Below are 23,547 nucleotides of genomic sequence, written 5' to 3'. Positions count from 1 at the left end.
CTTTGCCGCAAAACCGCTCGTGCAACTTTCCTGATGCGTGTTATCGTTTGCTCATGACCGAAAACTCACATGCAGTTGCGGAAGACCGGCAAGAATTCGGGGATGATTTTCCGGAGGCGCCGCCGCCGGCGTCTCGCAAGCTGCCTGTTGCGACAATTGCAATCATTCTCGGGCTCGCAGCGTTGATCCTGCTGCTCGTCTTATCCTACTAAACTTATTGAAGGCCGGCGCGGCCGATCGCCAGGAATTTGTTGCGCCGCTGCTGTTTGAGTTCGTCCGGCGACAGATGCTCCAACTCGCGAATGGCGGACTCCACGGCGTCGCCCAGACGTTCAATCGTCAGACCCGGATCGCGGTGCGCTCCGCCCACAGGCTCTGCAATAACGCCGTCAATGACGCCGAGTTCGAGCAGATCCTGCGCTGAAATCCGCATGGCTTCAGCAGCGTCAGGCGCCTTGTTTTCGCCCTTGCCGGCGGCGTCTTTCCAGAGGATCGACGCGCAGCCTTCCGGCGAAATCACTGAATAAACCGAATGTTCGAGCATCAACACCTTGTTCGCGGCGGCGAGCGCCACGGCGCCGCCGGATCCGCCCTCGCCGACGATCACCGAAACGATCGGCGCCTTAAGGCCAAGGCATTTTTCCGTACACGACGCAATGGCTTCCGCCTGACCGCGCTCTTCGGCGCCGCGACCGGGATAAGCGCCGGGCGTATCGACCAGCGTCACCACCGGCATGTTGAAACGCTCTGCCATTTCCATGAGGCGAATCGCCTTGCGATACCCTTCCGGTCTCGCCATGCCGAAATTATGCTTGACGCGGCCCGCCGTGTCAGCGCCTTTTTCATGACCGATGAGCATGACCGACCGGCCGCGCAACCGCGCCGGCCCGCCAAGAATCGCCGCGTCCTCGCCAAAGGCGCGATCGCCCGCAAGCGGAGTGAAATCATCGACGAGCTGGGAGATGTAATCCGCGAAATGCGGGCGCGAAGCGTGACGCGCCACCTGCGTCTTCTGCCAGCGCGAAAGTTTCGAATAGGCGTCCGCGAGCAGGCTGTCGGCCTTGCCCTGAAGCTTTTCGATTTCCTCGGCGACATTGACGCCGGTCTCGCCATCCATCTGGCGGAGATCGGCGATCTTGCCTTCAAGCTCGGCGATGGGTTTTTCAAAATCGAGATAAGTGCGCATAAGCAGAGATTAGAGACTGGGTGTTAGGGAATAGGGAATTGATTAGCCGCAATTCCTAGTATTTTGGCTAATCGCAGGCAACCCTTACCCAGTTCCTAATCCCTAGTCCCCAATCCCTAGTCCGTAGTCCCTTTCTTCCGGGCCAGCGGGTGCTTGGTCATGACGAGATCCCGAAGCCGGTCCTGAGCCACATGGGTGTAGATCTGCGTAGTGGTGATGTCGGCGTGACCCAGCATCTGCTGCACGCTTCGAAGGTCCGCCCCGCCGTCGAGGAGGTGCGTTGCAAAAGCGTGGCGCAGCACATGCGGCGAGACTTTCGACGGCGCAACGCCCGCCTTCACCGCGAGGTCCTTGAGCATCTGGGCAAAGCGCGCCGTTGTGAGGTGCCCTTCCTTGCCGCGCGACGGAAACAGCCATGGCGAAGTCGCGTCTTCCTCCAGAAAGCCGGCGCGCGTTTCAAGATAGGCTTCCACCGCAGCAACAGCCCGCGCGGTCAGCGGCGCCAGCCGTTCCTTGTCGCCTTTGCCGCGAATAATAAGAAGACGCTCCCCCTTGCGCATGGCGGATAGAGGTAGGCTGACAAGCTCCGACACCCTCAGGCCGCCGGCGTAAAGTATCTCCAGCATGGCGACGAGCCGCAGCCCTTTTGGACCTTCAACCGCTTCCGCCGCTTCAAAGAGCGCGGCGATCTCTTCGCGCGTCAGGATTTTCGGCAGGGGACGCCGCGTCTTCGGGCGTTCGATCGCAGCGGTCGGATTGTCGGCGCGATAGCCCTCCGCATACAGAAATTGATAGAACTGCCTGAGCGCCGATGTTTTGAGCGCCGCCGTCGATGCTGCGAGGCCCTGCCGCTCGAGCGTCTCGAGCCAAGCAGCGATATCATCTGCGCCCGCCGTCTCCAGCGTTTCGCCCCGCTTCATAATGAAGCCGCAAAAGCGTTCAAGATCGCGGCCGTAATTTTTCAGCGTATTGGCGGCGGCGGCGCGCTCCACCGCCATCATTTCCAGAAACGCCTCGATAAGACGCGCATTCGTTTGCTGATCTTCGGCGCGCTGTGCGCTCATCGTTTATCCGTTTAGCCGGATCACCGGCTTTTGGGCGGCTTGATGCGGGGCGTGAAGCCGCGCTCTTCGCTCGAGGCCGCCGTCCCGCTTGCGGCCGCAGCAGAAGCGAAACTCGCCTCCATGGCCCGCTCGAAGCGGTGACGGCTTGCGAGTTCCGGCATGCCTGCCGCATCCAGCCCTTCTTCGATTATCACCTCTTCGACTTCGCCGCCGAAATCGGCATTGCCGGAAGAGGCGGCGAGCGCAGCCAGCCCTGCTTGACCCGCTTTTTCGCCGGCGACCGCATCGAAAGCAGCTTCAAGAATGCGCGCCTTGACTGTCGGGTCTTCAATTCCATTGACTGCAGGAACAATATTCGACTCGCTCGACAGGAGAGAAACGCCTGCGCCGCGTGCGATGCGCGAAGCGGTTTGCGGATCGAGAAGCGCAAGCAGGTTCACCCGGTCGATGAACTCGATCCCGAGCGCTTCCGGCAGTGCGGCGACGCTGTCATTGGCGCCGATCATGGCGGTTAGCCAACGGCCCGCCCCGACGCTGTCGCCCGTCGCCATGGCGGCCATGGCGAAGCTTGAAGCTTCCTGCGGCGACACGATCACGCCTTCGAGCGAACTGATCTCGTCTGCATAAAGATGAGAAAGAGCATAGGCGCGATGGAAACTGTCGGCGCGAGAAAGCGCAACAGAGATTCGCTGCGCTTTATCCCGAATGAATTCAGGGGCGGTCATCGCAGTGATCGATTGATACAGCAGCGCATCCGTCACCGGATCGTCGGGCCGCGAAACCGCCACATCTGAAGCTGCAGCAAGATCCGCGACTTCAAACTGAAGCCCGTTGAAAAGACTGTTCAGCCGCGACGGCTCCATGACGCCCATGGCGACGGCGCGCATCATCGCCTCAATACGCAGCGCGTCCGATGCATCGCTGTCATTCGCCACGGCGGCGATGACGCCGCCCTCTGCGCCTGCGAGGTCGTTCAGGCTCATTTCAACGCCCGCGGCTTTGAGCGCCGCATATTGTAACGGCGTTTCAATCGGCGGGACGGCTTTGGGCGGAGTCCCGGCGACAGCAGCGAAGAACAGCGCTTCATCTGAGGACGAAAGGGCGCCGCGCTCGCGCAGGAGATTCATGGTGAGGTCGAAGGCGTCAAACTCTTTTGCGCGCGCATAGCAGAAAGCCCGGAGGCGCACCCAGAAAATCGCCTCGCGTCCGCCCGAGAGCGCCGCGCCGCGGCGGCAGGCGGCTTCCGCATCGCCGGAAAGGAGGTTCAGCGTTGCTTCGGCTTCAGCCACCACAAGATCGTTCCGTCCCGTCGTCGCGAGACTCGAAATATTGCGCGCCTCGTCAATGAAACCAGCGCGGGCCAGCGCCAGCAGCTTCTTGCCGCCCAGCGATGCATCGGCGCCGGCCGGCTTCGCCCCCGGGGACAACAGCGTGCGGCGCATCGCCTTGCCGAGGCTCGGCGAGGCGGGCCGTGCAGGCGCTTGCGACAGCAGAAAATCGAGAATCCGCGGATCGGCGTTCGACCAGAGCGTTCCGGGCAGCGCCTGCTCGCCTTCCTGAAGACCGCCAATGGAAAAGGGATCCGTCGGGAGCTGCGCCGTTTCAACACTTTCAGGCGGTGCAATCTGGGCAACGGCGAATGGAACGCTCGCACCAGCGGCGAAAGCGAAGGAGGCGGCGGCGAGGAGCTTATTGCGCGTCATGGTTGGCTTCCGTCCGGATTTCACGCGTTTCGGGCTCTAACATCTGGCCATAGACAAAGAGGCCGACGAGCCCGGCTAAGGCCAACAGCACAAGAATTCCTACAAACCGCACGAAACTGCTCCCTTCGGGCTCCCGCTCGCCAGCCCCCGCCGGCATTCGGCGCCGATTCTTCCGGCGCGCCGCCCGCCTTCCCTGACGCTATCCCTAACCTGGGCGTCCGGCCAGCATCGCCGCTAGCATCCCGCAGCGCCCTCCCCTACATCTAGCCCTCATGGGGCAAGCTCGTAAACACCCTGACCTTTTTTGCGCCCGGCCGGTTGTTCTGGTGGGGATGATGGGGGTCGGCAAAACCACCGTGGGACGCCGTCTGGCGCCGCATCTAGGCCTGCCTTTTTTCGACGCCGACCAGGAAATCGAGAAGGCGTCCGGGATGACGGTTTCCGATCTGTTCGCCGCCCATGGGGAACAGAGCTTCCGCGAAGGCGAAGCGCGGGTCATCAAACGCCTGCTCGAAGGCCCGCCCCATATCCTCGCGACAGGCGGCGGCGCGGTCACCAACGCCGAAACCCGTGCGCTGATCGCCAATATGGCGACGTCGATCTGGATCAAGGCCGATGTAGAGACCATCGTGAAGCGTGCAACCAAGCGCAATACGCGCCCCCTCCTCCAGAATGGCGATCCGAAAGAGACGCTGATCCGGCTGATGCGCGAACGGGAGCCATTTTACGCCGCGGCGGATATTCATATCGACAGCCAGCCCGGTCCCCATGCAAATACGGTGGAACTGATTCTCGATGCGCTGCGCGACCGTCCGGACCTCCTGACGGCGAAAAAGGAGCCCGCGCCATGACCCGCGAAACCGTGCGCGTCCCCTTAAGCGACCGGTCCTACGACATTCACATTGGCGGCGGCCTCATCGATGAGGCTGGCGCGCTCCTCAAACCGCATCTGAAGCGCCCGCACGTTTTTGTGGTGACGGACGAGAATGTTTTCGTGACGCAGGGCGAGCGCCTGCGCAGCAGTCTGGAAGCTGCAGGCATTGGCGCCGCTTTCATCACCCTGCCCCCCGGCGAAGCGACGAAATCGTTTTCTCAGCTCGAAAAACTGACGGGGCGCCTCCTCGATCTCGGCGTCGAGCGCGATGACGTCGTCATCGCCTTCGGCGGCGGCGTCATCGGCGATCTTACAGGCTTCGCCTCATCGGTCTTGCGCCGCGGCTGCCGTTTCGCGCAAATCCCGACGACCCTGCTCGCGCAGGTGGACAGCGCCGTCGGCGGCAAGACCGCGATCAACGTTCCTCAGGGCAAGAACCTTATCGGCGCGTTTCACCAGCCGGACCTCGTCATCGCCGACATCACGACCCTCGACACCTTGCCGCCGCGCGAACTCCGCGCCGGCTATGCTGAAGTCGTAAAATACGGTCTCATCTCAGACGCCGAATTTTTCCACTGGCTGGAAGATAACGGGCCCGCGCTCCTAAAAGGCGACAGCGCGGCGCGCGTTTACGCGGTTAAAAAATCCTGCGACGCCAAGGCGGCGATTGTCGGCGCGGATGAACGCGAAAAGGGAAAGCGCGCGCTTCTTAATCTCGGCCATACGTTCGGCCACGCTTTCGAGGCGTATTTCGGCTATTCGGAGAAGCTGCTTCACGGCGAAGGCGTGGCGCTCGGCATGGCCCTCGCTTTCGACTATTCCGCGCGCGAGGGCCTCTGCCCGGCCGAAGCCGCCGCACGCGTCAAGGCTCATCTCAAGGCCGCCGGACTGCCCGCGGAGATCGGCGATCTCAAAACCAGTCCCAGTGCGGACGTCATTGCAAAATACATGATGCAGGACAAAAAGGTCGAACAAGGAAAGCTCACCCTGATCCTTGCAAAAGGGATCGGCGAAAGCTTTATCGCCAAAGACGCCGACCTTTCCCGCGTCACCGCCTTCCTCAAGGAGAAAACCGGCGAATAGCCGGCCACACTGACCCCATGAACTTCAATCCGTCTTTATTCCTGCCCATTGGAATCATCTTCCTTCTGCTCCTCCTTTCCGCTTTCTTTTCCGGATCGGAGACCGCGCTCACCGCGACCTCAAAAGCGCGCATGCACAAGCTTGAAGGCGACGGCAATCTCAATGCGCGTCGCGTCAATCTTTTAATCAAGGACCGCGAACGCCTGATCGGCGCCATTCTTCTCGGTAACAACCTTGTGAATATTCTCGCCTCGGTTATTGCGGCGAGCGTCTTTAACCAGCTCTTCGGCGCGTCTCTAATCGCCACCGGTCTTGCAACCGCAACCATGACGGTGCTCGTGCTCGTATTTGCAGAAGTCACGCCCAAAACCGCCGCCATCACCCGCCCCGATTCGGTAGCAATGCTGGTCGCGCCTGTAATGCGCTGGGTCGTCTTCATCCTCGCGCCCATCACCTGGCTCGTTCAGATGTTCGTGCGCGGCGTCTTTCATGTTTTCGGGCTCGATATTTCCAAAGACAGCGCCGTCTTTTCCGCCGAGGAAGAAATCCGGGGCACCATTGACCTTCATCACTCCGAAGGCCGCGTCGACAAGGAAGCGCGAGACCTCATCCGCGGCGCCCTCGATCTCAACGAAATCCGCACCGAAGAAATCATGATCCACCGCAAATCGATCGAGATGCTCGACATCGACATGGCGAAAGACGCGCTGATCCGCCAAGCGCTGAAAAGCGCGCATACAAGGCTGCCGCTCTATCGGGAAAATCCCGACAACATTATCGGCATTCTGCACGCCAAGGATCTCCTGCGCGCGCTATGGGACGCTGAAGGCAACGCCGAGGCGATCGATTTCGTGGCGCTCGCCCGCGAGCCTTATTTCGCGCCCGAGACAACGACGCTTCAGGAACAGCTCGACGCCTTCAAGCTGAAACAGGAGCATTTCGCCCTGATCGTCGATGAATATGGCGCGCTCATGGGACTCGTCACGCTCGAAGACATTCTTGAGGAGATCGTCGGCGAAATCGAAGACGAATATGACAGCCCGGTTCAGGGCGTCAGGCCCCAGGCGGACGGATCGCTGACCGTCGACGGCGACGTGACGCTGCGCGATCTCAACCGCGCCATGGACTGGAATCTCCCCGACGAGGAGGCGGTTACGGTCGCCGGCCTCGTCATTCACGAAGCCCAGAGCATTCCGGAAGTCGGCCAGACCTTTTCCTTTTACGGGTTCCGGTTCAAAATCCTGCGCCGCCGGCGCAACCAGATCACGGCGCTGAAGATCACGCCCATCAGCTAACCCGATAAAGGAATAAAGCCGGCCATGGCGAAAAAACCGGGCAAGAGCGCCTTCGTTTTCATTTTCATCACGATCCTGCTCAGCATGATCGGCTTTGGCGTCATCATGCCGGTGATGCCGCAACTCATCATGGATGTAACCGGCGAGGATGTGTCCCATGCGGCTAAATGGGGCGGCTATCTTTCCGTCGTCTACGCGATCATGCAGTTCATCATGATGCCGGTCATCGGCGGGCTTTCCGACCGCTTCGGACGCCGCCCCGTCATGCTGAGCTCGCTCGCCGCCTATTCCTTCGATTTTCTCATCATGGCGATCGCCCCGACCATCGGCATCATTTTGGTGGCGCGCATTCTAGCCGGCGCCTTCGCCGCCACTTATTCGACCGCCAACGCCTATATCGCGGATATTTCGACGCCGGAAAAACGCGCCGCCAATTTCGGTCTCATGGGGGCGGCCTTCGGCGTCGGCTTCATCATCGGGCCCGGTATCGGCGGTTTTCTCGGCGAACATTTCGGGCCGCGCGCGCCTTTCTATTTCGTCGCGGCGACCGGCGCCGTGAATTTCCTGTTCGGCTTCTTCGCCATGCCGGAAACCCTGCTCCCCGAAAACCGGCGCAAATTCGACTGGCGCCGCGCCAATGCGCTCGGCAGCTTCAAACAATTCGCTCAATATCCGATCATGCTGCCCATCGCGGCGGTGCTTTTCTTCGCGCAGCTCGCCCATTGGACCTATCCGTCGATCTGGTCTTATTACTCGATTGAGAAGTTCGGCTGGTCCGAGGCGATGATTGGCGCGTCGCTCATGTATATGGGCCTGTTGTCGGGGCTCGTTCAGGGCGGGCTCACCCGAGTCGCGATTCCAAGGCTCGGCGAGCGCCGCGCCGCGCTGATCGGCATGAGCGTCACCGCCGTCGCCTATCTTTGCTTCGCCCTCGCCGACAAAACCTGGATGGTGTTTGCGATCCTCACCTTCTCGGCGATCGGCGGCCTTGCGCAGCCATCCCTGCAAGGCATCATGTCGCGCACCATCCCGCCGAATGCGCAAGGCGAGCTTCAAGGCGCCATCGCGGCGCTCAACAGTCTCACCATGGTCTTCAGCCCGTGGATCATGACGCAGATGTTTTCGGCGTTCTCCTCGCCGGGCGAGCCTTACTCGCTCTTCGGCCTGACAGTATTGCCCGAAGGAGCGCCGTTCTATTTTCCCGGCGCGCCGCTGGTCTTCGCTTTTGTGCTGGAGGTTTTCGCGCTTCTGTTGCTTTTCCAGGCTTTCAAGCGAATCCAGCGCCCGCGGGAAGAAGAAACGCCGATGCCGCAGGTCGAAAACGAACTGGAGCAGCCGGCCCCGGAACGGCCTTAAAACTACAGGCCCCCTAAACCTATACCGGCGCGCGGTGATAGACGCCGCCGCGCATGGGCGACGGCACACGCGTGGTTTTCGGATAGCTGATAGGCAGTTTCCTGAGATTGCGGACGGCGAGATAGGCAAAGCATTCCGCTTCGAGATCGTCGCCGCGCCAGCCTGCATCCTCCGCCGTCACCACCTTGGCTTCGAGGCGTTCGGAAAGCGCTTTCATCATGGCCGGATTGCGCCGGCCTCCACCGCAAACGATGTAGCCGCCCGGCAGGTCCGGCAGGAACTTCTCCGATTGCGCGATGCAAGCCGCCGTAAACGCGGTCAGCGTCGCCGCGCCGTCTTCAAGCGACAGTTTTTTCACATGGTCGAGTTTGAAATCGTAGCGGTCTAAGGACTTCGGCGGCTTGCGGCGCAGATACGGATTGAGCAGCATCATCCGCAGCGCTTCTTCATCGACAGTCCCGGCAAGCGCCAGCGCGCCGTCCGTATCCATATGCTCGCCGGTTTTCATGTCGACCCATTCGTCCACAAGGCCGTTGCCGGGACCGCAATCGAACGCCACGAGATCGAGCGCGCGGGCGCCCTCCGGCACATAAGTGACGTTGGAGACGCCGCCGAGATTGATTACGCCCACGGGACAGTCGGGACGTTCCTTCATCGCCGCGACCAGAGCGCGATGATAGATCGGGGCGAAAGGCGCGCCCTCCCCGCCCGCCGCCACATCGTTCGAGCGGAAATCATTGACCACATCGATGCGGCATTCGTCCGCTAGCGTGCGGCCGCTGCCAAGCTGCCAGGTGCGCCCCGGTATGCCCGCCTCTTTCGACGGCCGGTGCAGGATCGTCTGCCCGTGGAAGCCGATAATGTCGATTTTTTTCCGGTTGAGCCCTGCTGTCTCAAGCAACGCCTCAACGGCGGCGACATGGGCGTAGGTGACTTCGCCCGCCGCCTTGCCGATTTCTTCGGCCCCATCGCGGCCTTCGAGCGCCGCCTTGATCGCGCGCCGCACCCAGATTTTGAGATCGCGCGTATAAGGGACGTGGATCGCCGGCCCCGGCTCCACCCGGTCTTCGCCATCAGTGACAAGCACCGCCGCGTCAATCCCGTCTAGGGAAGTGCCGCTCATCAGGCCGATGGCAGTCAGCATGTCGGACATGGATCATTCCCGTCAAAGCGAAACGCGAGCCTATCAAGACTCGCGGCGAAAACTGAAATCTCTCTTAACCATGCCCGCCCGTTCCCGCCATTAGATTGGAATTCAAGGCGCAAAGTGCTAGGGGGCGGGCCTTCGATCAAAACGGGCAGACCCATGAGCGGCAAACCGACCTACAAATCCGATTTCCTGAACGTGCTTGAGAGCCGCGGCTTCATTGCGCAAAGCACTAATCTCGAGGGCCTCGATGAGAAGGCTGCGACGGGAATCGTCACCGCCTATATCGGCTTTGACGCCACGGCGAAGTCGCTGCACGCCGGCAGCCTGATCCAGATCATGATGCTCCACTGGCTGCAGCAGACCGGTCACAAACCGATCGCGCTGATGGGCGGCGGCACGACCAAGGTCGGCGACCCCACCGGCAAGGACGAGCAGCGCAAGCTCCTCACCGACGCCGACATCGAAGCGAATATCGAGGGGATCAAGAGCGCTTTTGCGAAGTTCCTGACATTCGGCGACGGTCCGACCGACGCGGTCATGGTCAACAATGACGACTGGCTGTCGAAGCTCGGCTATGTGGAATTCCTCCGCGATTATGGCGTGCATTTCACGATCAACCGCATGCTGACCTTCGACTCGGTCAAGCTGCGGCTTGAACGCGAAAGCCCTATGACTTTCCTCGAGTTCAATTACATGCTCATGCAGGCTTACGACTTTCATGAGCTCTACAACCGTTATGGCTGCATCCTGCAGCTCGGCGGCTCGGACCAGTGGGGCAATATCGTCAACGGCGTGGAGCTTTGCCGGCGCAAGGACGGCGCTGAAGTCTTCGGTCTGACGACGCCGCTGCTCACCACCGCGTCCGGCAAGAAGATGGGCAAGACCGAGGGCGGGGCCGTTTGGCTTAATACCGACATGTTCTCGCCCTACGACTACTGGCAATATTGGCGCAACGCCGAGGACGCGGATGTCGCGACCTTGCTTGCTCGCTTTACGACGCTTCCCATGGACGAGGTGAACCGGCTTGCGACGCTTCAGGGCGCCGAAATCAACGACGCCAAGAAAGTGCTTGCGACGGAAGCGACCGCGCTGCTGCATGGGCGCGAGGCGGCGGAAAGCGCCGCGGCGACGGCGCAAAAAACCTTTGAACAGGGCGGCCTTGGCGGCGATCTGCCGACCATCGACATCGCGGCGGGCGACCTTTCAAACGCCGCCCTCGTCGATCAGTTCATCGCTGCAGGCCTTTGCGCCTCGAAAGGCGAAGCGCGGCGTCACATCAAGGCAGGCGCGCTCAAGGTGAATGACGAAGTGCTTGCAGACGAGCGCAACCTCACCGCCAGCGACGTGCGCGACGGCGCAGTGAAGCTTTCCGTCGGCAAGAAAAAGCACGCCATCATACGCATACGATGATTACTGAAGCTCCGGCTCCGGGGCTTCCATTTCTTCAGATACCGGTGTTTCCGCTGGCTCTGGTTCTGGAGGGGCATTGCGCGAGGGCTGGAACAACTGGCGAAAGATGCCCGGCGTCAGCGCAGCAAGCGGATTGACGAAGACTTTGGGATCGCCCGTTTCACCGCTGACGCTGTAGGTGAAAGCGACAATCCCCTCGCCTTCCTTGCCAACGAGAATGTCGCCGATGATCGGCGCATTGCCAAGAAACGAATTGAGCGCATAGACCGGCGCGACGGCGCCGTTAAGCTGGGTCACGCCAGCCGGCCCGACGCCCACATGGCCGTCCGCCGTGATGCCCACGGAAGAACCGGTGGCGCGCATGTCGTCTACGGCGACAATCCCATCCTCATAGTCGAAACGGCCATAGGCGTAGTCGAACTGAATGCCCTGGCCGTTCATGAGATTGGCGAGACCGTCGAGCGAGCCGGCCGAGAAGATGCGGGCGAGCAGTGGCGCATTGACGATCTGGAGATTGCGCGCCTCAAGTTCGCCGGCGAAGCCGGGCACGCCGGGCTGATGCAGGGCGATCATCATCGATCCTTCGCCGCCTTCGATCGAATTGACGCCGAAAACCCCGCGCAGCAATTCGCCGATAGCACTGGTGCGCGCTTCGAGCGCGCGCTCAGGACCTTCCGAAGCGCCTGTAAGAGCCATGTTGACGCGCAAAGGTTTTCCGTCCTGCCCGAAAGCCGAGAAGTCTAGCGACTGGAGGCGCTTCGCATTGCGATTAAAGTCCAGCGCGCCATCGCGATAGATGACGCCGTTGCGAAGCGCGATTTCATCGATGCGCGCTTGCAGGCTGACGCCGGAACCCCAGTTCAACGGCGCGCTCTCTTCGCCGCCGCCAGTTCCTTCGAGAATCTGAGCGATCATCGGTCCTGCATTGAGGAAAGGCCCCACCGCCGTGAGATCAAGCCCGCGATTGGCGTCGCGCGAGGCCGTCATGGCGAAATCCGCGCTGTCTGAAATATAAAAATGGGGAAGATTGGCTTCTTCCAGAGCGCCGTTCTTATCGAAAGACAGCGTGCCTGAAATATCGACGCCGTCGCCCGCAATCGAGAGGCTGTCGACGACGACCTTTTCCGGCTCGAAGACCATTGAAAGATCGCCGGCGGCGGCGACGCCGGCCGGCTTTCTCCATCCAAGCGGATCAAGCGTCACGACAGCGTCCGAGAAATCGGCCTTGAGATCGAGACTTTGGAAGTCACCGAGATCGCCGATCGCCTTTGCGTCAAACCGCACCGGCCCGCGCAGAAATTGACGCGACGAAACGCCGAAAACATCACCTGCGGAGGAGTTAAAGACCCCGGAAATAGCGATGTCAGAAGGGCCGTCGCTTTCAAAGAAATTCTGGCGCCAGACCATTTTGATCGGGGCGTCTTCCGCAATGGAGGCGTCCGCCCGCACCGTCATGGATCGGGGCCTCAGATCCACGTCGCCTTTTGCGTTCATGATCTGAATATCGCCGATGAGATCATCGAGCGTCATTTTCTCGAAAGTCGCTTTGCCCGTATAGGCGTATTCCTCCGGATCGACGTCGCTTTTGTTCGGGCGCATGATTTCAACCACCGCCCTTGCCTCACCTGAGAACTGGTCCGGAGAAAGATTGACCTTGGACAAAAGCAGCAAGGGCTTTTGGTCGAGCACGCCGAGAATATCTTCCGCCCTGCCCGCCGCTGTGAAGCGGTAATAAGTCGGCTGCCATTTCGGGATGAAGACGGGAAAAGAGACTTCGCCATTGGAAATTGCAACCTCGCCAACGCGGGCGCTTTCCATTTTGAGGGTGAAGGAGTTGCCCCGCACCACGCCGCTGCCTTTGCCATTGGTCAGCGGCGTCATCTCCTTGACGTAATACGCCTTGCCGTCGCGCGCATCGAAAGAGAGCTCGAGCGCGTCATCAGGAAAACCGCCATCCTCTCCGATGGCGCCGGGCAGAAGGTTCATGGTGAAATCGAGATTGTCGATATGAGCGGCTTCGAGCCGGTCCTCAACCCAGACGCGCGCGCCGTTAGCAAGTCTTTTCGGCCAGATGGAGAGCAGCGTTTCCGGATCGAGAGAGCCTTCGATATCGAGATCGGCGATTGCGCCAGGCGAAGGCGCCGGCGCGCCATTAACGCCCCTCGGCCGCAAAAGCGTCACATTGCCGGAAACGGCGAGACCGGCGAACGCCGCGTTCATTTCCCGCACCGCCAAACGGCGCTCCGGGATGAAATACTGTCCCCTGAGCAGAAGCGCCTGCACGGTCACAGGCGCGGGAAGTTGATCGCGCGCATCGACGGTGATTTCATCAGAGGAAAGATCAAAGGAGATGCTTTCGGGCTCTCTGATGTCGTCGCCGAAGGAGATCGAGACTTCCCCGGCAACACCGCCTTTCGCACCCTCGACGTCAAAATCGAAACGCTCGATGAAAAATCGGTTAGCGTTTGGATCGAACCTGGTTTCCCACTCGACATGCGACACTTTCCGGGGAGCGCCGCCGACCCGCAACACGCCCGTGCCGACGCGCGAATTGAACTTAGAAGACAGAACGGCGCCTTCCGGCGTGAAGGCGATGTCGGCGTGCCCGCTCACCGGCGCGTCGATAATGGCCGCCCGGTCGCCGTAAAAAGTGCTCAAGACATCGCCGACAGGAAAGTTTTCACCGTCCGCCATGACGTTGATAACGCCATTTTCTTCTGAATAATTCGCGGACGCTGTCACGGCGGCCTTGCCGTCGCCCATATCGATCTCGCCATCGAGCAGCGCTTCCAGCCCGTTTGCAGTCCGACTAACGCGCACTTCCGTCGCCGGCGCGATCCATGACCGGCCGGAGGCTTCGTCAAAGAACGTCACTTCTGCATTAGACAGATCGGCTTTTTCGAAAGCGCTTTTGAGCAGCCTGCCCTCGAGAAGGGCCGATAAATTCAAGCCGTTCTTTCTCGGCGCCTTCTGCTTGACGATGGGAATATCGACATTGAGATTTTCCCGGCGGATGATGCGCAGGCGCGCCGCATCCGCAGTAAGGGTCTTCGGACCAACTGCTCCCGCCAAAAAATCGCCGAGGCGGAACGTCAACAGAACCTGCGGCGCGCTCGCGGCCTCCTGATCGTCCGTGTCGAGAATGGAAAGCTCATTGACGGCTACGCCATATTCGCCACGGGTTTCGGTGCGCCGTAACTCGATATCGCCGATCAGAGCGTCATATCCTTTCGGCAGGCGCCGCTCGACGGCGAATTCGACGCTCGGCTTGAATAGGTTGAGCGACACCGGCCCCTGGCCGAGGCGCCATGACAGAAAAATCAAAGATGCTGCAGCGAAGGCGAGCGCAATGGCGATGACCTCAAGCGCTATGACCGCCGTTTTCAACGCCCGCTTTTTCATGCAAGCCGCAACCCTCGCGACACTCTTCACCTGCCAGCAAGCCGCCCCTTGCGTCACCGGCGCCGCAAACCTCTACGCGTACCGGTCAACGCCAGCATCGGCAAGGGAACGTAGGAAAAACGCCCGGCAAACACGCCGCGCGTACCGCACCTTCGTACTGGCCAAATCCTCAAAGACCGATATGCTGCGCCCATAACCCGAAACTCTTAGGAAATCATCATGGCGAAAGCGCTCGCCGAGGGCTCGAAGGCCCCGGCTTTCACCCTGCCGCTCGACAACGGATCGACGCTCAAGCTCAAGGATCTCGAGGGCCAGAAGCTGGTTCTCTACTTCTATCCGAAAGACGATACCTCGGGCTGCACCAAGGAGGCGATCGCCTTTTCCGAGGATATCGCGAAGTTCAAACGCGCGAACGCCAGAATCGTCGGCGTCTCCCGCGACACGGTCGCGAAACATCAGAAATTCAAGGAAAAACATGGCCTTAAAGTCGATCTCGGAGCCGATGAGACGGGCGCCGTGACGGAAAAGTATGGCGTCTGGGTCGAAAAAAGCATGTACGGCCGCAAATTCATGGGCATTGAGCGCGCAACCTTCCTGATCGACGAAAAAGGCGTGATCCGCAAAATCTGGCGCAAGGTGAAAGTTGCTGGCCATGCCGACGAGGTGCTTGCGGCGGTGAAGGCGCTTTGAGCGGTCTTACAAGCTTGCTGACGGCGGCGGTTGAAGTCCTTGAAACGGCTGAGCCCAAAGCGAAAGCCGCCGCGGCGGCCGTGGCCGGCGACTTGCGGGATGCAGGCGCCCCGCTGGGCGCGCCGTCGGCTCTGCCAGACCGGCCCGCAAGACCTGCCAGACCCGAACTCGTTCCGCCGGGCGAGGTGCCGCGCCGACGTCTGGGAAGCCCCGAAGGCCGGGCGGCGCTTCTCCACGCCATCGCCCATATCGAATTCAACGCCATCGACCTCGCCTTCGACATGGCCGCGCGCTTTGCCCGGGAGATCGAGGCGGCCGGGCTCGACGGCACCGCTTTCGCCCGAGACTGGATCAGCGTAGGCGGCGAGGAAGCCCGCCATTTCCGCATGATCGAGGCGCGGTTAGCCGACCTTGATTGTCGCTATGGCGACCTTCCGGCCCATGACGGGCTCTGGGAAGCGGCCGAGTCGACAAGTCATGACGCCCTCGCCCGCCTCGCTGTAGCGCCGCTCATTTTGGAAGCGAGAGGACTTGACGTTACTCCGGATATGATCGAAAGGCTCAATTCGGCCGGGGACAACGCCAGCGCAGCGGCGCTGGAGGTCATCTATCGGGAGGAAGTCGGCCACGTCGCCTGTGGAAAACGCTGGTTCGACGCCCTGTGCGCGGCACGCGGCTTGCAGCCGGAAGAGACGTTCAAGAGCCTGCGAAACCGACATTTCAGGGGGCAGTTGAAACCGCCTTTTAACCATGAAGCCAGAGCGAAAGCCGGGCTGTCACAAGGGTTTTATGAACCTATTGGAAACTAAAGCCGCGTTTAATCGTAAACTATGAAAAAGACGGCGAAAAATAACGTTACACCATCACATAACTATTGCGTAATGCGCAATTTTGCGCTTCCTTGCGCACAGGGGTGGCATCGTAGCGTGTGTAAGCGCGTGCAAGGGGCGTTCGTTCAATGAGCCGTCGTTCCGGCAAAATGAGGCGCGTACTCAGCCGTATCTTCAAGGAACGGCAGATTTACCATCGCAGCGACGGCGTCGTTCACTTCATCTCCATGTCGTCGAAGACCCAGATCGCGCTCGCGGTCATTGTCGGGGCAGCGCTGTTGTGGGTCGCCTACGCCTCCGTGAACGTGGTCTTCAAGGAACAGATCATCGTCGCCAAAGATCGCGACAGCCGCATCATGGAAACCACCTACTCCAAGCGGCTGCATGACGCGCAGCGCGCCTATGACGACGTCAGCGAACTCAACCAGATCATCAAACAGAATTTCGACGAGACCCTTGCCGACATCTCCGCCCGGCATCAGATGCTGACCAATATGGTCGACCGCAAGGCGGCCATCGACGAAGGTCTCGACGCGCTCGCCAAGGGACTGTCCGAAGCCGGCGGCCCGAACGGCCAGCGCCCGACCAACGGCAACCGCGTCATGATTGACGTCGCGCCAAGCGAGCCGACGCCGCGGCAGTCGCGCCTCTCCGCCGCGCGCAAGCTCGGCGCCAAGCAGGTGCGCGAGACGGAAGGCAATGGCGGCGCTTCCGATGCGATCAAGGCCATGAACAAGGCCGCCGCCGATCTTTACACCGAGCAGATGTTGCTCCTCGCCTCGCTCGAAGAAAAATCCAATCAGCAGCGCGAACAGCTCGCGATGGTGCTGGAAAGCGCAGGCGTGCCGACGGAGACGCTGGTGACCCCTGCCAAGATCTCCAACACCATGCTGGCGCAGGGCGGCCCCTTTATCGATATCGCCGCAGGGGGCGAAGCCGCCGCGGAGTTTTACGCGCACGCCAACCGCGCCGCGGCCGCCGTCGATGAACTCGCAGCCATTCACAAAGCGCTCCAGAACGTGCCGCTTTCCTCGCCCTTGATCGTCGGCCGCCGGTTCACCAGCGGTTTCGGCATCCGCCGCGATCCGATCAACGGCAAATATTCGCGCCATAACGGCATCGATTTCGCAGCGCCCTGGGCGTCGCCGGTGACGGCGACGGCCGATGGCGTTGTTCACTTTGCGGGCACACGCTCAGGTTTTGGGCGCGTGGTTGAAATCAACCACGGGAACGGGTTCATTACGCGGTATGCGCATTTGAACCGGATATCGGTGAAGAGCGGCCAGAAGGTCTCGCTTCACGACAAGGTTGGGGAGCTGGGGTCTAGCGGCCGGTCTACGGGGCCACATGTACACTATGAAGTTCTGTACAAGGGCAAGCCGCTCAATCCTCGCCGATTCATAGAGGCAGGTAGATATGTTTTCGAAAGCTAAGCCGGGGAAGCAGCAGGGCGACCTGAAGTCCATGAACAACGCGCCGCAAGAGGCGCCCGTTCAGCTATCCAACTCGCAATCAACGCCAAGAAAGGGATCGGGCGTCATGAAAACCGCTGGGGTGCCATCCATCATTTCTTCCGATGTCGTCATGCGCGGCAATATCAACTCAGCGGGAGAGATCCAGTTCGACGGATCGCTCGAAGGCGACATCAAGGCAGGCTCTCTGATTATTGGGGAGAAAGCCTCGGTCAAAGGCGAAGTCATCTGCGAGACGGTGACGGTACGCGGCCGCGTCGAAGGCGGCATTCGCGCGAAGTCGGTTTCGCTCGCCTCCACCGCCCACATTCAGGGCGACATCTTGCACAGCTCGCTGTCGGTCGAAACGGGCGCCCATTTCGAGGGCAATTGCCGTCACTCGGACGATCCCTTGTCGGATACGTCGGCCAAGGATTTCCGCCGCACGCGTCCGGCGAGCCCGGCGCCCGCGCCGCGGCCGGTCGCGAATGCCAGCGATGACGCCGAAGGCGCGGACCGCGCGCCTGCAAACGAAACGCCGTCCTTCCTCAGCGTCGGCCGTTCGCCTCTGCGCTAAGCGTTGATACAACCGAATTGCAAAAAGGGCCGCCTCACCAGGCGGCCCTTTTTCTTGAAAAAATCTTGGGCGATTTATCGCCCGCGCAGCCCGGAGAGGCCGGTGATCGTCGTCAACAAAGCGAGTCCAGCCGCGAGATAGGCGCCCCATTGAACGCCGCCGAGCCCGGCTTCAGACCCGATCATGCCCATCACGAAGAGACCGAGGGCCCCCAGAGAAGCGACCCCTGCTGCTATCGTAACGATGCTCGTGAGACGGCCGATGACGGGAAGCAAGCCGGGAATGCCCAGCACCACAGCCAACGCACACAGGACGCACGCCCAGGTCAGCGCGCTGCCGACTGTTGTTGAATCGTTCATTTTGCCTTCGGTGGCGCATTCCTTTCCGAGGGGAAGTCGCAGATCCTTCACGCATTCCACTGCATTTCCGATGAAATAATCACCAGTTACGACAGACATGCTCTTGCCCCGCACCGGGTCCATCGTTTCGACCGCAAACATCGGTCCAAAGAAAATCGCCGCGACGATCGCCAGCGGCAGCAAAATCCGGATCATTTTATGCATCCCCATCCTTCTAACCCTCGGGATGGAGTTTACCTTTTCCGCGTGTTGAAGCCAAGCAGGCGCGGCGGCGCCGTTTCATTCATGCTGCAATGCATTCAAAACAGGCCGTCTGCGGAAGAATGAGCGGCGCAATTCCCGCCGCTTCAGGCGGCGTCCCGCTTCACCGCCGCGGCGCGCGCCTCGCGCAGTTTCTTTGCAAATCCGCCAAGCTCGGCAAGGAGATTATTTGCCGGTCCGGCCTCAGCCGCTAAGGCGTCCGGAAGTTGCGCCGGCGCCGGCTCAAGTCCGGAGGCGACAATCGTTTCTCCTGAGGGCCCCAGAACAATGAGATATTCGAGATCGTCGCAGCGCACGATGGCGAGGCGCCGGCGCGCATCGAGGGGCAGGGTCTCGGAGATTGAGAGCCTGCGCTTCTTTCCTGCGGCGGCGGCCAAATTCGAAAAACCCGCCTTGCGCGCAAGATAGGCGAAAGCGCCGATCATGCCGAGAACGATGGCAAGGCTGAAGACAACCCGTACAATTTCAGACGCCAGCATTCAGCCCTCATCGCTTTTCGCGTTCAGATGAAAATACCGGCCTTATGCTTAACGGGATGTTAAGCGTCGCTTGTCGTGTCATAGAGCGCGGCAAGGCTTTCGAGGGACATCGTCTCGCCGCCCAAGGCGCCTTTGAACCAGGACAGATAGTCGGCGCTTGTCTGCATGATCTTTTCAACGCTTTCCTCGTTCCGCGCATAAGGGTTGGCGTCGACCGTTAAAGAGGTTGAATGAAGCGTAAATGTCAGCACCGGCGTCTTGTCCTTGACAAGCCGCCGCGTCAGCGCCTGAAGGTCGGCGAGGCTCGCCCCTTCCGGGGACAGGCGCATGGCGCGCCCCATCTGAGATGAATCATACTTTGCAAAAGGTGGGAAGCCTGGATTGTTTTTCTGCTGCGAGCGAAAGCTTCGCGTGTGGCTAATGGCGCGGGCGCCGCAGACCGGCGTCACATGAATGCGCCAATCCTGGTCATAGACGATAAAGGGCCGATTGGACATCATGGTGAAATCGGGACCGCCGCGATCTGAAAAGTTAAAGCTCGGGCTCGGGCTGAAATCCTGCTCGACGCCGATTTCCGCCAGCAATTCATAACAGGCCTTGCTAATCCCATAGCGCCCCGCCCGGTGGGCGATGGCTTTATCTCCAAAAAGTTTTTCATAGGCGCACGCCAGCGTTTGAAGTTTTTTTCGCTGATCCTCGTGCGGAATATTGCTCTGAAAAGAATGAAATTCACCCCAGTAGTCAGCTGGCGGCGTCACCCATTGATGAAGGTGCAATCCGAAAGACGCACGCTTCTGCTCGTGCAGCGACCTGAAGAGGGATGATGTTTTCTCATCCTCCATCATCGGCAGGGTCAGAAAGTACAGAGGCGCAATGTCCGCCTCTTCGCAGAGCGCTTGAAACGTTTCGATGCCGGCGGGATCGCAAACGCCCCAGCCGGAATCGTCAAAGCGCGACCAGTCGAAGGCTTCTTCCGTATCCACGGTCACGATCAGCCTTGGCTGGTGTTCTATTCTTATCGGTTCGGTTTTGAGGGACCGCGACGCGGCGCCCTTGGCGGCGAGGTCAGAAAAAATCGCGTGCATGCCGTCTGCGGTTTCATCCCATGAATGGCGCTCAGCAAATGCTCTGGTCTGCTTGCGGCCCGGCGGTTTCGCCAGCAAGGCTTTGACCGCCGCCGCGATGGCTTCAGGCGTTCTCTCCGCCGCGATGCGCCCCGCTTCCGGTGCGGCGATGACTTCCCTGCTCCCGCCTGCATCGGTAGCGATACAAGGCGTGCCACACGCCATGGCTTCAAGCAGCACATTGGGCCAGCCTTCGCGGGAAGAGGCGAGCACCAGGATATCCGCGGCGGAATAAACGCGGCGAAGATCGTTATGACCAACTTCGCCAAGAAACCGGACCCGCTCACCAACACCGGCGTTCTCCGCTTGCCTCTCAAGCGCTGATCTCAACGGGCCGTCGCCGGCGATCAACAAAGTTGCGCCGGGGAGAAGTTTCAAGGCGTCAATGACGAGACCGTGGCCCTTGCGTTCGATCAGATGGCCGACGCTTGCCAGCACAAGACCGTCAACGCCCAGAACCCGACGCTCGGTCTCGCGGTCCTCGGGGCTGAAAATCCGAAGATCGACGCCGTTGCGTAAGACCGTGATCTTTTCCTCATCGACACCAAGTTCATCAAGGTCCCGCTTCAGCGCTTCAGCAACACTTATGATCGCGTCTGCACGTTGCGCCGTCTCCCGAATAATTCGCCGTGGTCTTCGAAAACACGGCAACAAAGTCACATCTGTGCCCCGCGCCGTCACGACGAGCGGTTTTTGAAACTCGCGCGCGATTTGCGCCGCCGCCGCCCCGTCGGGATAAAGATAATGCGCGTCGATGAAATCGAAGTCCCAGCCATTGTCGATCATGTCCCGGACTTCCCGGCGCAGGCACCGCGTCAGAGACGCCGGCGCAAAATTCATCGCGATCTTGGGCGGGATGAAATAGCGCGGATGGAGGATTTCAATGCCGCGCCGGGTCTCCTTAAGCGCCGCGCGGGCGTAATCCCCATAAACACCGAAGAGACCGCTTTTGAACGGAAACCACGGAACCGGCGCGATGACTTTGACGTCCGCCTCATACTTTTGGCGGTATGCCGCGAGACGGTTCTCCACAAATATCCCATGCGCGGGTCTCGCCGCGTTCGGAAAGAGTGTGGAGAAAACAAGGATGCGCATGATGCTCGTGTCGTTCAGCGCGCCAGGCCGCAATGCAGCCCCTTATCTGCATTCTGAGGAACGCCTTTGAAGCGCAGAATTAACGCTTCTTTCGTTTCAGGGCGGTTAAGGTCGATGCGCCCCTGTACCGGAATGACACAGATGTCCCTCGCCGCACGCGCCAGCCTGACACGCCAGTCCTCTTTTAAGCAGGAAAGACTTCCGGCGCTGGCTTGCATGCTTTTTTGGTTCGCAACTTCCGGCGGAATCTGGGCGGCGATCATTGCTTTGCTGAGCCTTTAAATATGCGCTTTTAAGCGTAGCAAATTCCGGGCGAACGCTTCTTTACGTCCCCATTCGGTCACAACATTTTCCTTAACTTTTGGTTAGGCATATATTATGCGGAAAGTGCGCTGACTGTCGAAATTCAGGACATCGGCGCGATCGGAGGCCTGCCTTCGAGAAAGTGGGTGGGGGATGTTTGCTCAATACGCCTTTGCGTTTGCCGCCGCGGCGGGGGCCGCTGCGGCTGCATATGCTTTAAGCACGGATAAAGGCCGGACTGACAGGAATAAATCTTTTCACCGCGAGGCGGCGGAGACTGGTCTCGGCCCGCGCCACGCGCCACGATGCTTGCCCTCGGGCGGCCTCGATACAGACGTCATCCATTGGGAAGATTTCGCGCGCGCGGCCGACAGGGGGAATACGCCGTCCGCCGCTGCGGTCAAACGAATGCTCGATGTGGTGATGAGCCTTGGCCTCGTGGCTTTTCTATCCCCGCTGCTCCTCCTGACTGCGATCGCCATCAAACTCGACAGCCCTGGACCTGTGCTCTACCGCCAGCGCCGCGTGGGCCTTGGCGGAGAGGAGTTCGAGGTTTTTAAATTCCGCTCGATGATCCCTGACGCCGAGGCCAACGGCCCGCAATACGCCGCCATCGGGGACAAACGGATCACTCGCGTCGGCGCGGTGATTCGTAAATTCCGGATCGATGAAATTCCGCAGGCGATCAATGTTTTGCGCGGCGAAATGAGCTTTGTGGGTCCGCGGCCTGAGCGGCCCGAATTCGTGCGCGAGCTGGAGCGGGAAATACCGCTTTACCATTGCCGGCATCTCGTAAAGCCCGGCATCACAGGCTGGGCGCAGGTGAAATACGAATACGCCGCCTCGGTCGAGGGCGCCCGGACGAAGCTGCGCTACGATCTTTACTATATCCGGCATCTTTCCCCGGCTCTCGACCTGATGATCGTCCTGATGACAATCCGGGTCGCACTTTTTGGCCTCGGCAGCCGTTAAGTTTCCCCAGGCTGCGGCCCGGCTGGAATCAGGGGATGAAGAGCCGGCTGCAGAACCGGTTGTAAACGAAGAAATCCAAGGTTTTGCAGGGCGCAGGCGCCAGGGGGAGGCATGGCAAAGATTTTGCGTTGCCTTTAGACTGACGTGGAATTTTGAAGGGCTTTCGCGCCGGCCTGAAGCGCATGGGCGCCATAGAGGTGATGAACATGATGAAAATTCTCGATAATTTCCGCATTCTGGCTGTAACAGGCGCAGCGTTAATCCTGTCCGCCTGCAGCGCGGTCGGCATCGGCGGTGAAAAGCTCTCCGCCGCGCCTGCGAACGCCTCGGATGCGGCGGCGGCGGCTCCCGATTACCTGATCGGCCCTCTCGACAAGCTTGAAATCTTCGTCTGGCGCGCGCCGGAGCTGTCCACCAATGTCACCGTGCGCCCCGACGGCCGCATTTCGACACCGCTTGTCGAAGATATGGTCGCCGCTGGCAAAACCCCGTCGAAACTTGCGAACGATCTTGAAGGCGTTCTGCGCGAATATGTGCGCACGCCGGAAGTAACCGTCATCGTCAGCGACTTCTCTTCGACCTATGACCAGCAGGTTCGCGTGCTCGGGGAAGCGGCGCAACCGGTCGCCCTCGCCTATCAGGCAGGCATGACCGTGCTCGATGTCATGGTCGCCGTTGGCGGCCTCACCGAGTTCGCGGCCGGCAACAAAGCAGTGCTGATCCGCGGCCAGGGCGAAGACCGTCAGTCCTATCGCTTGCGCCTCGATGATCTCCTGCGCAAAGGCAACATCTCGGCGAACGTGCCGGTGCTGCCGGGCGATGTCATTTTGATCCCGGAAAGCGTTCTTTAGGGAACGCTTCGAGGGGTTTGGGGAAAGCTGTC

General features: G+C 60.4%; 21 protein-coding genes. 12 read left to right on the top strand and 9 right to left on the bottom strand.

What is annotated here, in order from left to right; all coding sequences use genetic code 11:
- The first annotated feature begins 53 nt into the window (after positions 1-53).
- A complete protein-coding gene (locus tag ACQY5P_RS17240; protein WP_428408110.1) occupies positions 54-212 on the top strand; it encodes a hypothetical protein in 159 nt (52 codons plus the stop codon).
- 2 nt (positions 213-214) lie between these two features.
- On the opposite strand, the gene ACQY5P_RS17235 is transcribed toward ACQY5P_RS17240, so the two are convergent.
- From ACQY5P_RS17235 to ACQY5P_RS17225, 3 genes are all read right to left on the bottom strand, one after another.
- Positions 215-1,186: an acetyl-CoA carboxylase carboxyltransferase subunit alpha gene (locus ACQY5P_RS17235; RefSeq protein WP_428408109.1), complete on the bottom strand. Its 972-nt coding sequence runs from the start codon at positions 1,184-1,186 to the stop codon at positions 215-217.
- A 116-nt stretch (positions 1,187-1,302) separates the two neighbouring features.
- A complete protein-coding gene (locus ACQY5P_RS17230; RefSeq protein ID WP_428408108.1) occupies positions 1,303-2,250 on the bottom strand; it encodes a site-specific tyrosine recombinase XerD in 948 nt (315 codons plus the stop codon).
- A 20-nt stretch (positions 2,251-2,270) separates the two neighbouring features.
- Positions 2,271-3,953, bottom strand: a complete 1,683-nt coding sequence (locus ACQY5P_RS17225; protein ID WP_428408107.1) for a hypothetical protein — start codon at positions 3,951-3,953, stop codon at positions 2,271-2,273.
- A 356-nt stretch (positions 3,954-4,309) separates the two neighbouring features.
- Here ACQY5P_RS17225 and ACQY5P_RS17220 point away from each other — a divergent pair, with 356 nt between their 5' ends.
- From ACQY5P_RS17220 to ACQY5P_RS17205, 4 genes are read left to right on the top strand one after another with little or no spacing between them, the layout of a single operon-like run.
- Positions 4,310-4,804 (top strand): shikimate kinase, encoded by a 495-nt coding sequence (locus tag ACQY5P_RS17220; protein WP_428408106.1) that lies wholly within the window; start codon positions 4,310-4,312, stop codon positions 4,802-4,804.
- The gene (aroB, locus tag ACQY5P_RS17215; RefSeq protein ID WP_428408105.1) at positions 4,801-5,910 is read left to right on the top strand and encodes a 3-dehydroquinate synthase; all 1,110 of its coding nucleotides are present in this window, start codon (positions 4,801-4,803) and stop codon (positions 5,908-5,910) included. Before ACQY5P_RS17220 ends, aroB begins: the two co-directional genes overlap by 4 nt.
- A gap of 17 nt (positions 5,911-5,927) precedes the next feature.
- Positions 5,928-7,205, top strand: a complete 1,278-nt coding sequence (locus ACQY5P_RS17210; RefSeq protein ID WP_428408104.1) for an HlyC/CorC family transporter — start codon at positions 5,928-5,930, stop codon at positions 7,203-7,205.
- Positions 7,206-7,229: 24 nt separating this feature from the next.
- Positions 7,230-8,561: a TCR/Tet family MFS transporter gene (locus tag ACQY5P_RS17205; RefSeq protein WP_428408103.1), complete on the top strand. Its 1,332-nt coding sequence runs from the start codon at positions 7,230-7,232 to the stop codon at positions 8,559-8,561.
- A gap of 19 nt (positions 8,562-8,580) precedes the next feature.
- On the opposite strand, the gene ACQY5P_RS17200 is transcribed toward ACQY5P_RS17205, so the two are convergent.
- Positions 8,581-9,714, bottom strand: a complete 1,134-nt coding sequence (locus ACQY5P_RS17200; RefSeq protein WP_428408102.1) for an anhydro-N-acetylmuramic acid kinase — start codon at positions 9,712-9,714, stop codon at positions 8,581-8,583.
- 153 nt (positions 9,715-9,867) lie between these two features.
- Between ACQY5P_RS17200 and tyrS the strand changes: the two genes are divergently transcribed.
- Positions 9,868-11,121 carry a tyrosine--tRNA ligase gene (gene tyrS, locus ACQY5P_RS17195; protein WP_428408101.1) on the top strand — a complete coding sequence of 418 codons (1,254 nt, stop codon included), beginning with the start codon at positions 9,868-9,870 and terminating at the stop codon, positions 11,119-11,121.
- Here tyrS and ACQY5P_RS17190 read toward each other — a convergent pair whose 3' ends face one another.
- Complete coding sequence (locus ACQY5P_RS17190) at positions 11,122-14,523, bottom strand: DUF3971 domain-containing protein (RefSeq protein ID WP_428408100.1); 3,402 nt, start codon at positions 14,521-14,523, stop codon at positions 11,122-11,124. It lies immediately after the preceding gene.
- Between the two features lie 219 nt (positions 14,524-14,742).
- Here ACQY5P_RS17190 and bcp point away from each other — a divergent pair, with 219 nt between their 5' ends.
- From bcp to ACQY5P_RS17170, 4 genes are all read left to right on the top strand, one after another.
- Positions 14,743-15,213 (top strand): thioredoxin-dependent thiol peroxidase, encoded by a 471-nt coding sequence (gene bcp, locus ACQY5P_RS17185; RefSeq protein ID WP_428408099.1) that lies wholly within the window; start codon positions 14,743-14,745, stop codon positions 15,211-15,213.
- Positions 15,210-16,022 (top strand): ferritin-like domain-containing protein, encoded by an 813-nt coding sequence (locus ACQY5P_RS17180; RefSeq protein ID WP_428408098.1) that lies wholly within the window; start codon positions 15,210-15,212, stop codon positions 16,020-16,022. Before bcp ends, ACQY5P_RS17180 begins: the two co-directional genes overlap by 4 nt.
- 149 nt (positions 16,023-16,171) lie before the next feature.
- A complete protein-coding gene (locus ACQY5P_RS17175; RefSeq protein WP_428408097.1) occupies positions 16,172-17,476 on the top strand; it encodes a peptidoglycan DD-metalloendopeptidase family protein in 1,305 nt (434 codons plus the stop codon).
- 106 nt (positions 17,477-17,582) lie between these two features.
- Positions 17,583-18,071 carry a bactofilin family protein gene (locus ACQY5P_RS17170; protein ID WP_428408096.1) on the top strand — a complete coding sequence of 163 codons (489 nt, stop codon included), beginning with the start codon at positions 17,583-17,585 and terminating at the stop codon, positions 18,069-18,071.
- A gap of 74 nt (positions 18,072-18,145) precedes the next feature.
- Here the strand turns inward: ACQY5P_RS17170 and ACQY5P_RS17165 are convergent, their stop codons facing one another.
- From ACQY5P_RS17165 to ACQY5P_RS17150, 4 genes are all read right to left on the bottom strand, one after another.
- On the bottom strand, positions 18,146-18,634 hold the full coding sequence (locus ACQY5P_RS17165; RefSeq protein WP_428408095.1) for a hypothetical protein: 489 nt from the start codon (positions 18,632-18,634) through the stop codon (positions 18,146-18,148).
- Positions 18,635-18,777: 143 nt separating this feature from the next.
- Entirely contained in the window at positions 18,778-19,170 is a 393-nt protein-coding gene (locus tag ACQY5P_RS17160) for a FliO/MopB family protein (protein ID WP_428408094.1), read from the bottom strand.
- 59 nt (positions 19,171-19,229) lie between these two features.
- Positions 19,230-21,422 (bottom strand): glycosyltransferase, encoded by a 2,193-nt coding sequence (locus tag ACQY5P_RS17155; RefSeq protein ID WP_428408093.1) that lies wholly within the window; start codon positions 21,420-21,422, stop codon positions 19,230-19,232.
- Positions 21,404-21,652, bottom strand: coding sequence for a hypothetical protein (locus ACQY5P_RS17150; RefSeq protein WP_428408092.1), 249 nt, complete (start codon positions 21,650-21,652; stop codon positions 21,404-21,406). Before ACQY5P_RS17150 ends, ACQY5P_RS17155 begins: the two co-directional genes overlap by 19 nt.
- 193 nt (positions 21,653-21,845) lie before the next feature.
- Here ACQY5P_RS17150 and ACQY5P_RS17145 point away from each other — a divergent pair, with 193 nt between their 5' ends.
- Positions 21,846-22,664, top strand: coding sequence for an exopolysaccharide biosynthesis polyprenyl glycosylphosphotransferase (locus ACQY5P_RS17145; protein WP_428408091.1), 819 nt, complete (start codon positions 21,846-21,848; stop codon positions 22,662-22,664).
- 200 nt (positions 22,665-22,864) lie between these two features.
- A complete protein-coding gene (locus ACQY5P_RS17140) occupies positions 22,865-23,515 on the top strand; it encodes an XrtA/PEP-CTERM system exopolysaccharide export protein (protein ID WP_428408090.1) in 651 nt (216 codons plus the stop codon).
- Positions 23,516-23,547: the final 32 nt, after the last annotated feature.

This window comes from Hyphococcus sp. (assembly GCF_965267305.1).
Taxonomy (GTDB): domain Bacteria; phylum Pseudomonadota; class Alphaproteobacteria; order Caulobacterales; family Parvularculaceae; genus Hyphococcus.
Note: the sequence above shows the minus strand (reverse complement) of the source record. Positions and strands in the feature narration are given on the sequence as shown.

Bases quoted from the DNA above. Each gene is read 5' to 3' on its own strand.
- ACQY5P_RS17240 (WP_428408110.1), top strand. From the start codon at position 54: ATGACCGAAAACTCACATGCAGTTGCGGAAGACCGGCAAGAATTCGGG.
- ACQY5P_RS17235 (WP_428408109.1), bottom strand. From the start codon at position 1,186: ATGCGCACTTATCTCGATTTTGAAAAACCCATCGCCGAGCTTGAAGGC.
- ACQY5P_RS17230 (WP_428408108.1), bottom strand. From the start codon at position 2,250: ATGAGCGCACAGCGCGCCGAAGATCAGCAAACGAATGCGCGTCTTATC.
- ACQY5P_RS17225 (WP_428408107.1), bottom strand. From the start codon at position 3,953: ATGACGCGCAATAAGCTCCTCGCCGCCGCCTCCTTCGCTTTCGCCGCT.
- aroB (WP_428408105.1), top strand. From the start codon at position 4,801: ATGACCCGCGAAACCGTGCGCGTCCCCTTAAGCGACCGGTCCTACGAC.
- ACQY5P_RS17210 (WP_428408104.1), top strand. From the start codon at position 5,928: ATGAACTTCAATCCGTCTTTATTCCTGCCCATTGGAATCATCTTCCTT.
- ACQY5P_RS17205 (WP_428408103.1), top strand. From the start codon at position 7,230: ATGGCGAAAAAACCGGGCAAGAGCGCCTTCGTTTTCATTTTCATCACG.
- ACQY5P_RS17200 (WP_428408102.1), bottom strand. From the start codon at position 9,714: ATGTCCGACATGCTGACTGCCATCGGCCTGATGAGCGGCACTTCCCTA.
- tyrS (WP_428408101.1), top strand. From the start codon at position 9,868: ATGAGCGGCAAACCGACCTACAAATCCGATTTCCTGAACGTGCTTGAG.
- ACQY5P_RS17190 (WP_428408100.1), bottom strand. From the start codon at position 14,523: ATGAAAAAGCGGGCGTTGAAAACGGCGGTCATAGCGCTTGAGGTCATC.
- bcp (WP_428408099.1), top strand. From the start codon at position 14,743: ATGGCGAAAGCGCTCGCCGAGGGCTCGAAGGCCCCGGCTTTCACCCTG.
- ACQY5P_RS17175 (WP_428408097.1), top strand. From the start codon at position 16,172: ATGAGCCGTCGTTCCGGCAAAATGAGGCGCGTACTCAGCCGTATCTTC.
- ACQY5P_RS17170 (WP_428408096.1), top strand. From the start codon at position 17,583: ATGAAAACCGCTGGGGTGCCATCCATCATTTCTTCCGATGTCGTCATG.
- ACQY5P_RS17165 (WP_428408095.1), bottom strand. From the start codon at position 18,634: ATGCATAAAATGATCCGGATTTTGCTGCCGCTGGCGATCGTCGCGGCG.
- ACQY5P_RS17160 (WP_428408094.1), bottom strand. From the start codon at position 19,170: ATGCTGGCGTCTGAAATTGTACGGGTTGTCTTCAGCCTTGCCATCGTT.
- ACQY5P_RS17150 (WP_428408092.1), bottom strand. From the start codon at position 21,652: ATGATCGCCGCCCAGATTCCGCCGGAAGTTGCGAACCAAAAAAGCATG.
- ACQY5P_RS17145 (WP_428408091.1), top strand. From the start codon at position 21,846: ATGTTTGCTCAATACGCCTTTGCGTTTGCCGCCGCGGCGGGGGCCGCT.
- ACQY5P_RS17140 (WP_428408090.1), top strand. From the start codon at position 22,865: ATGAACATGATGAAAATTCTCGATAATTTCCGCATTCTGGCTGTAACA.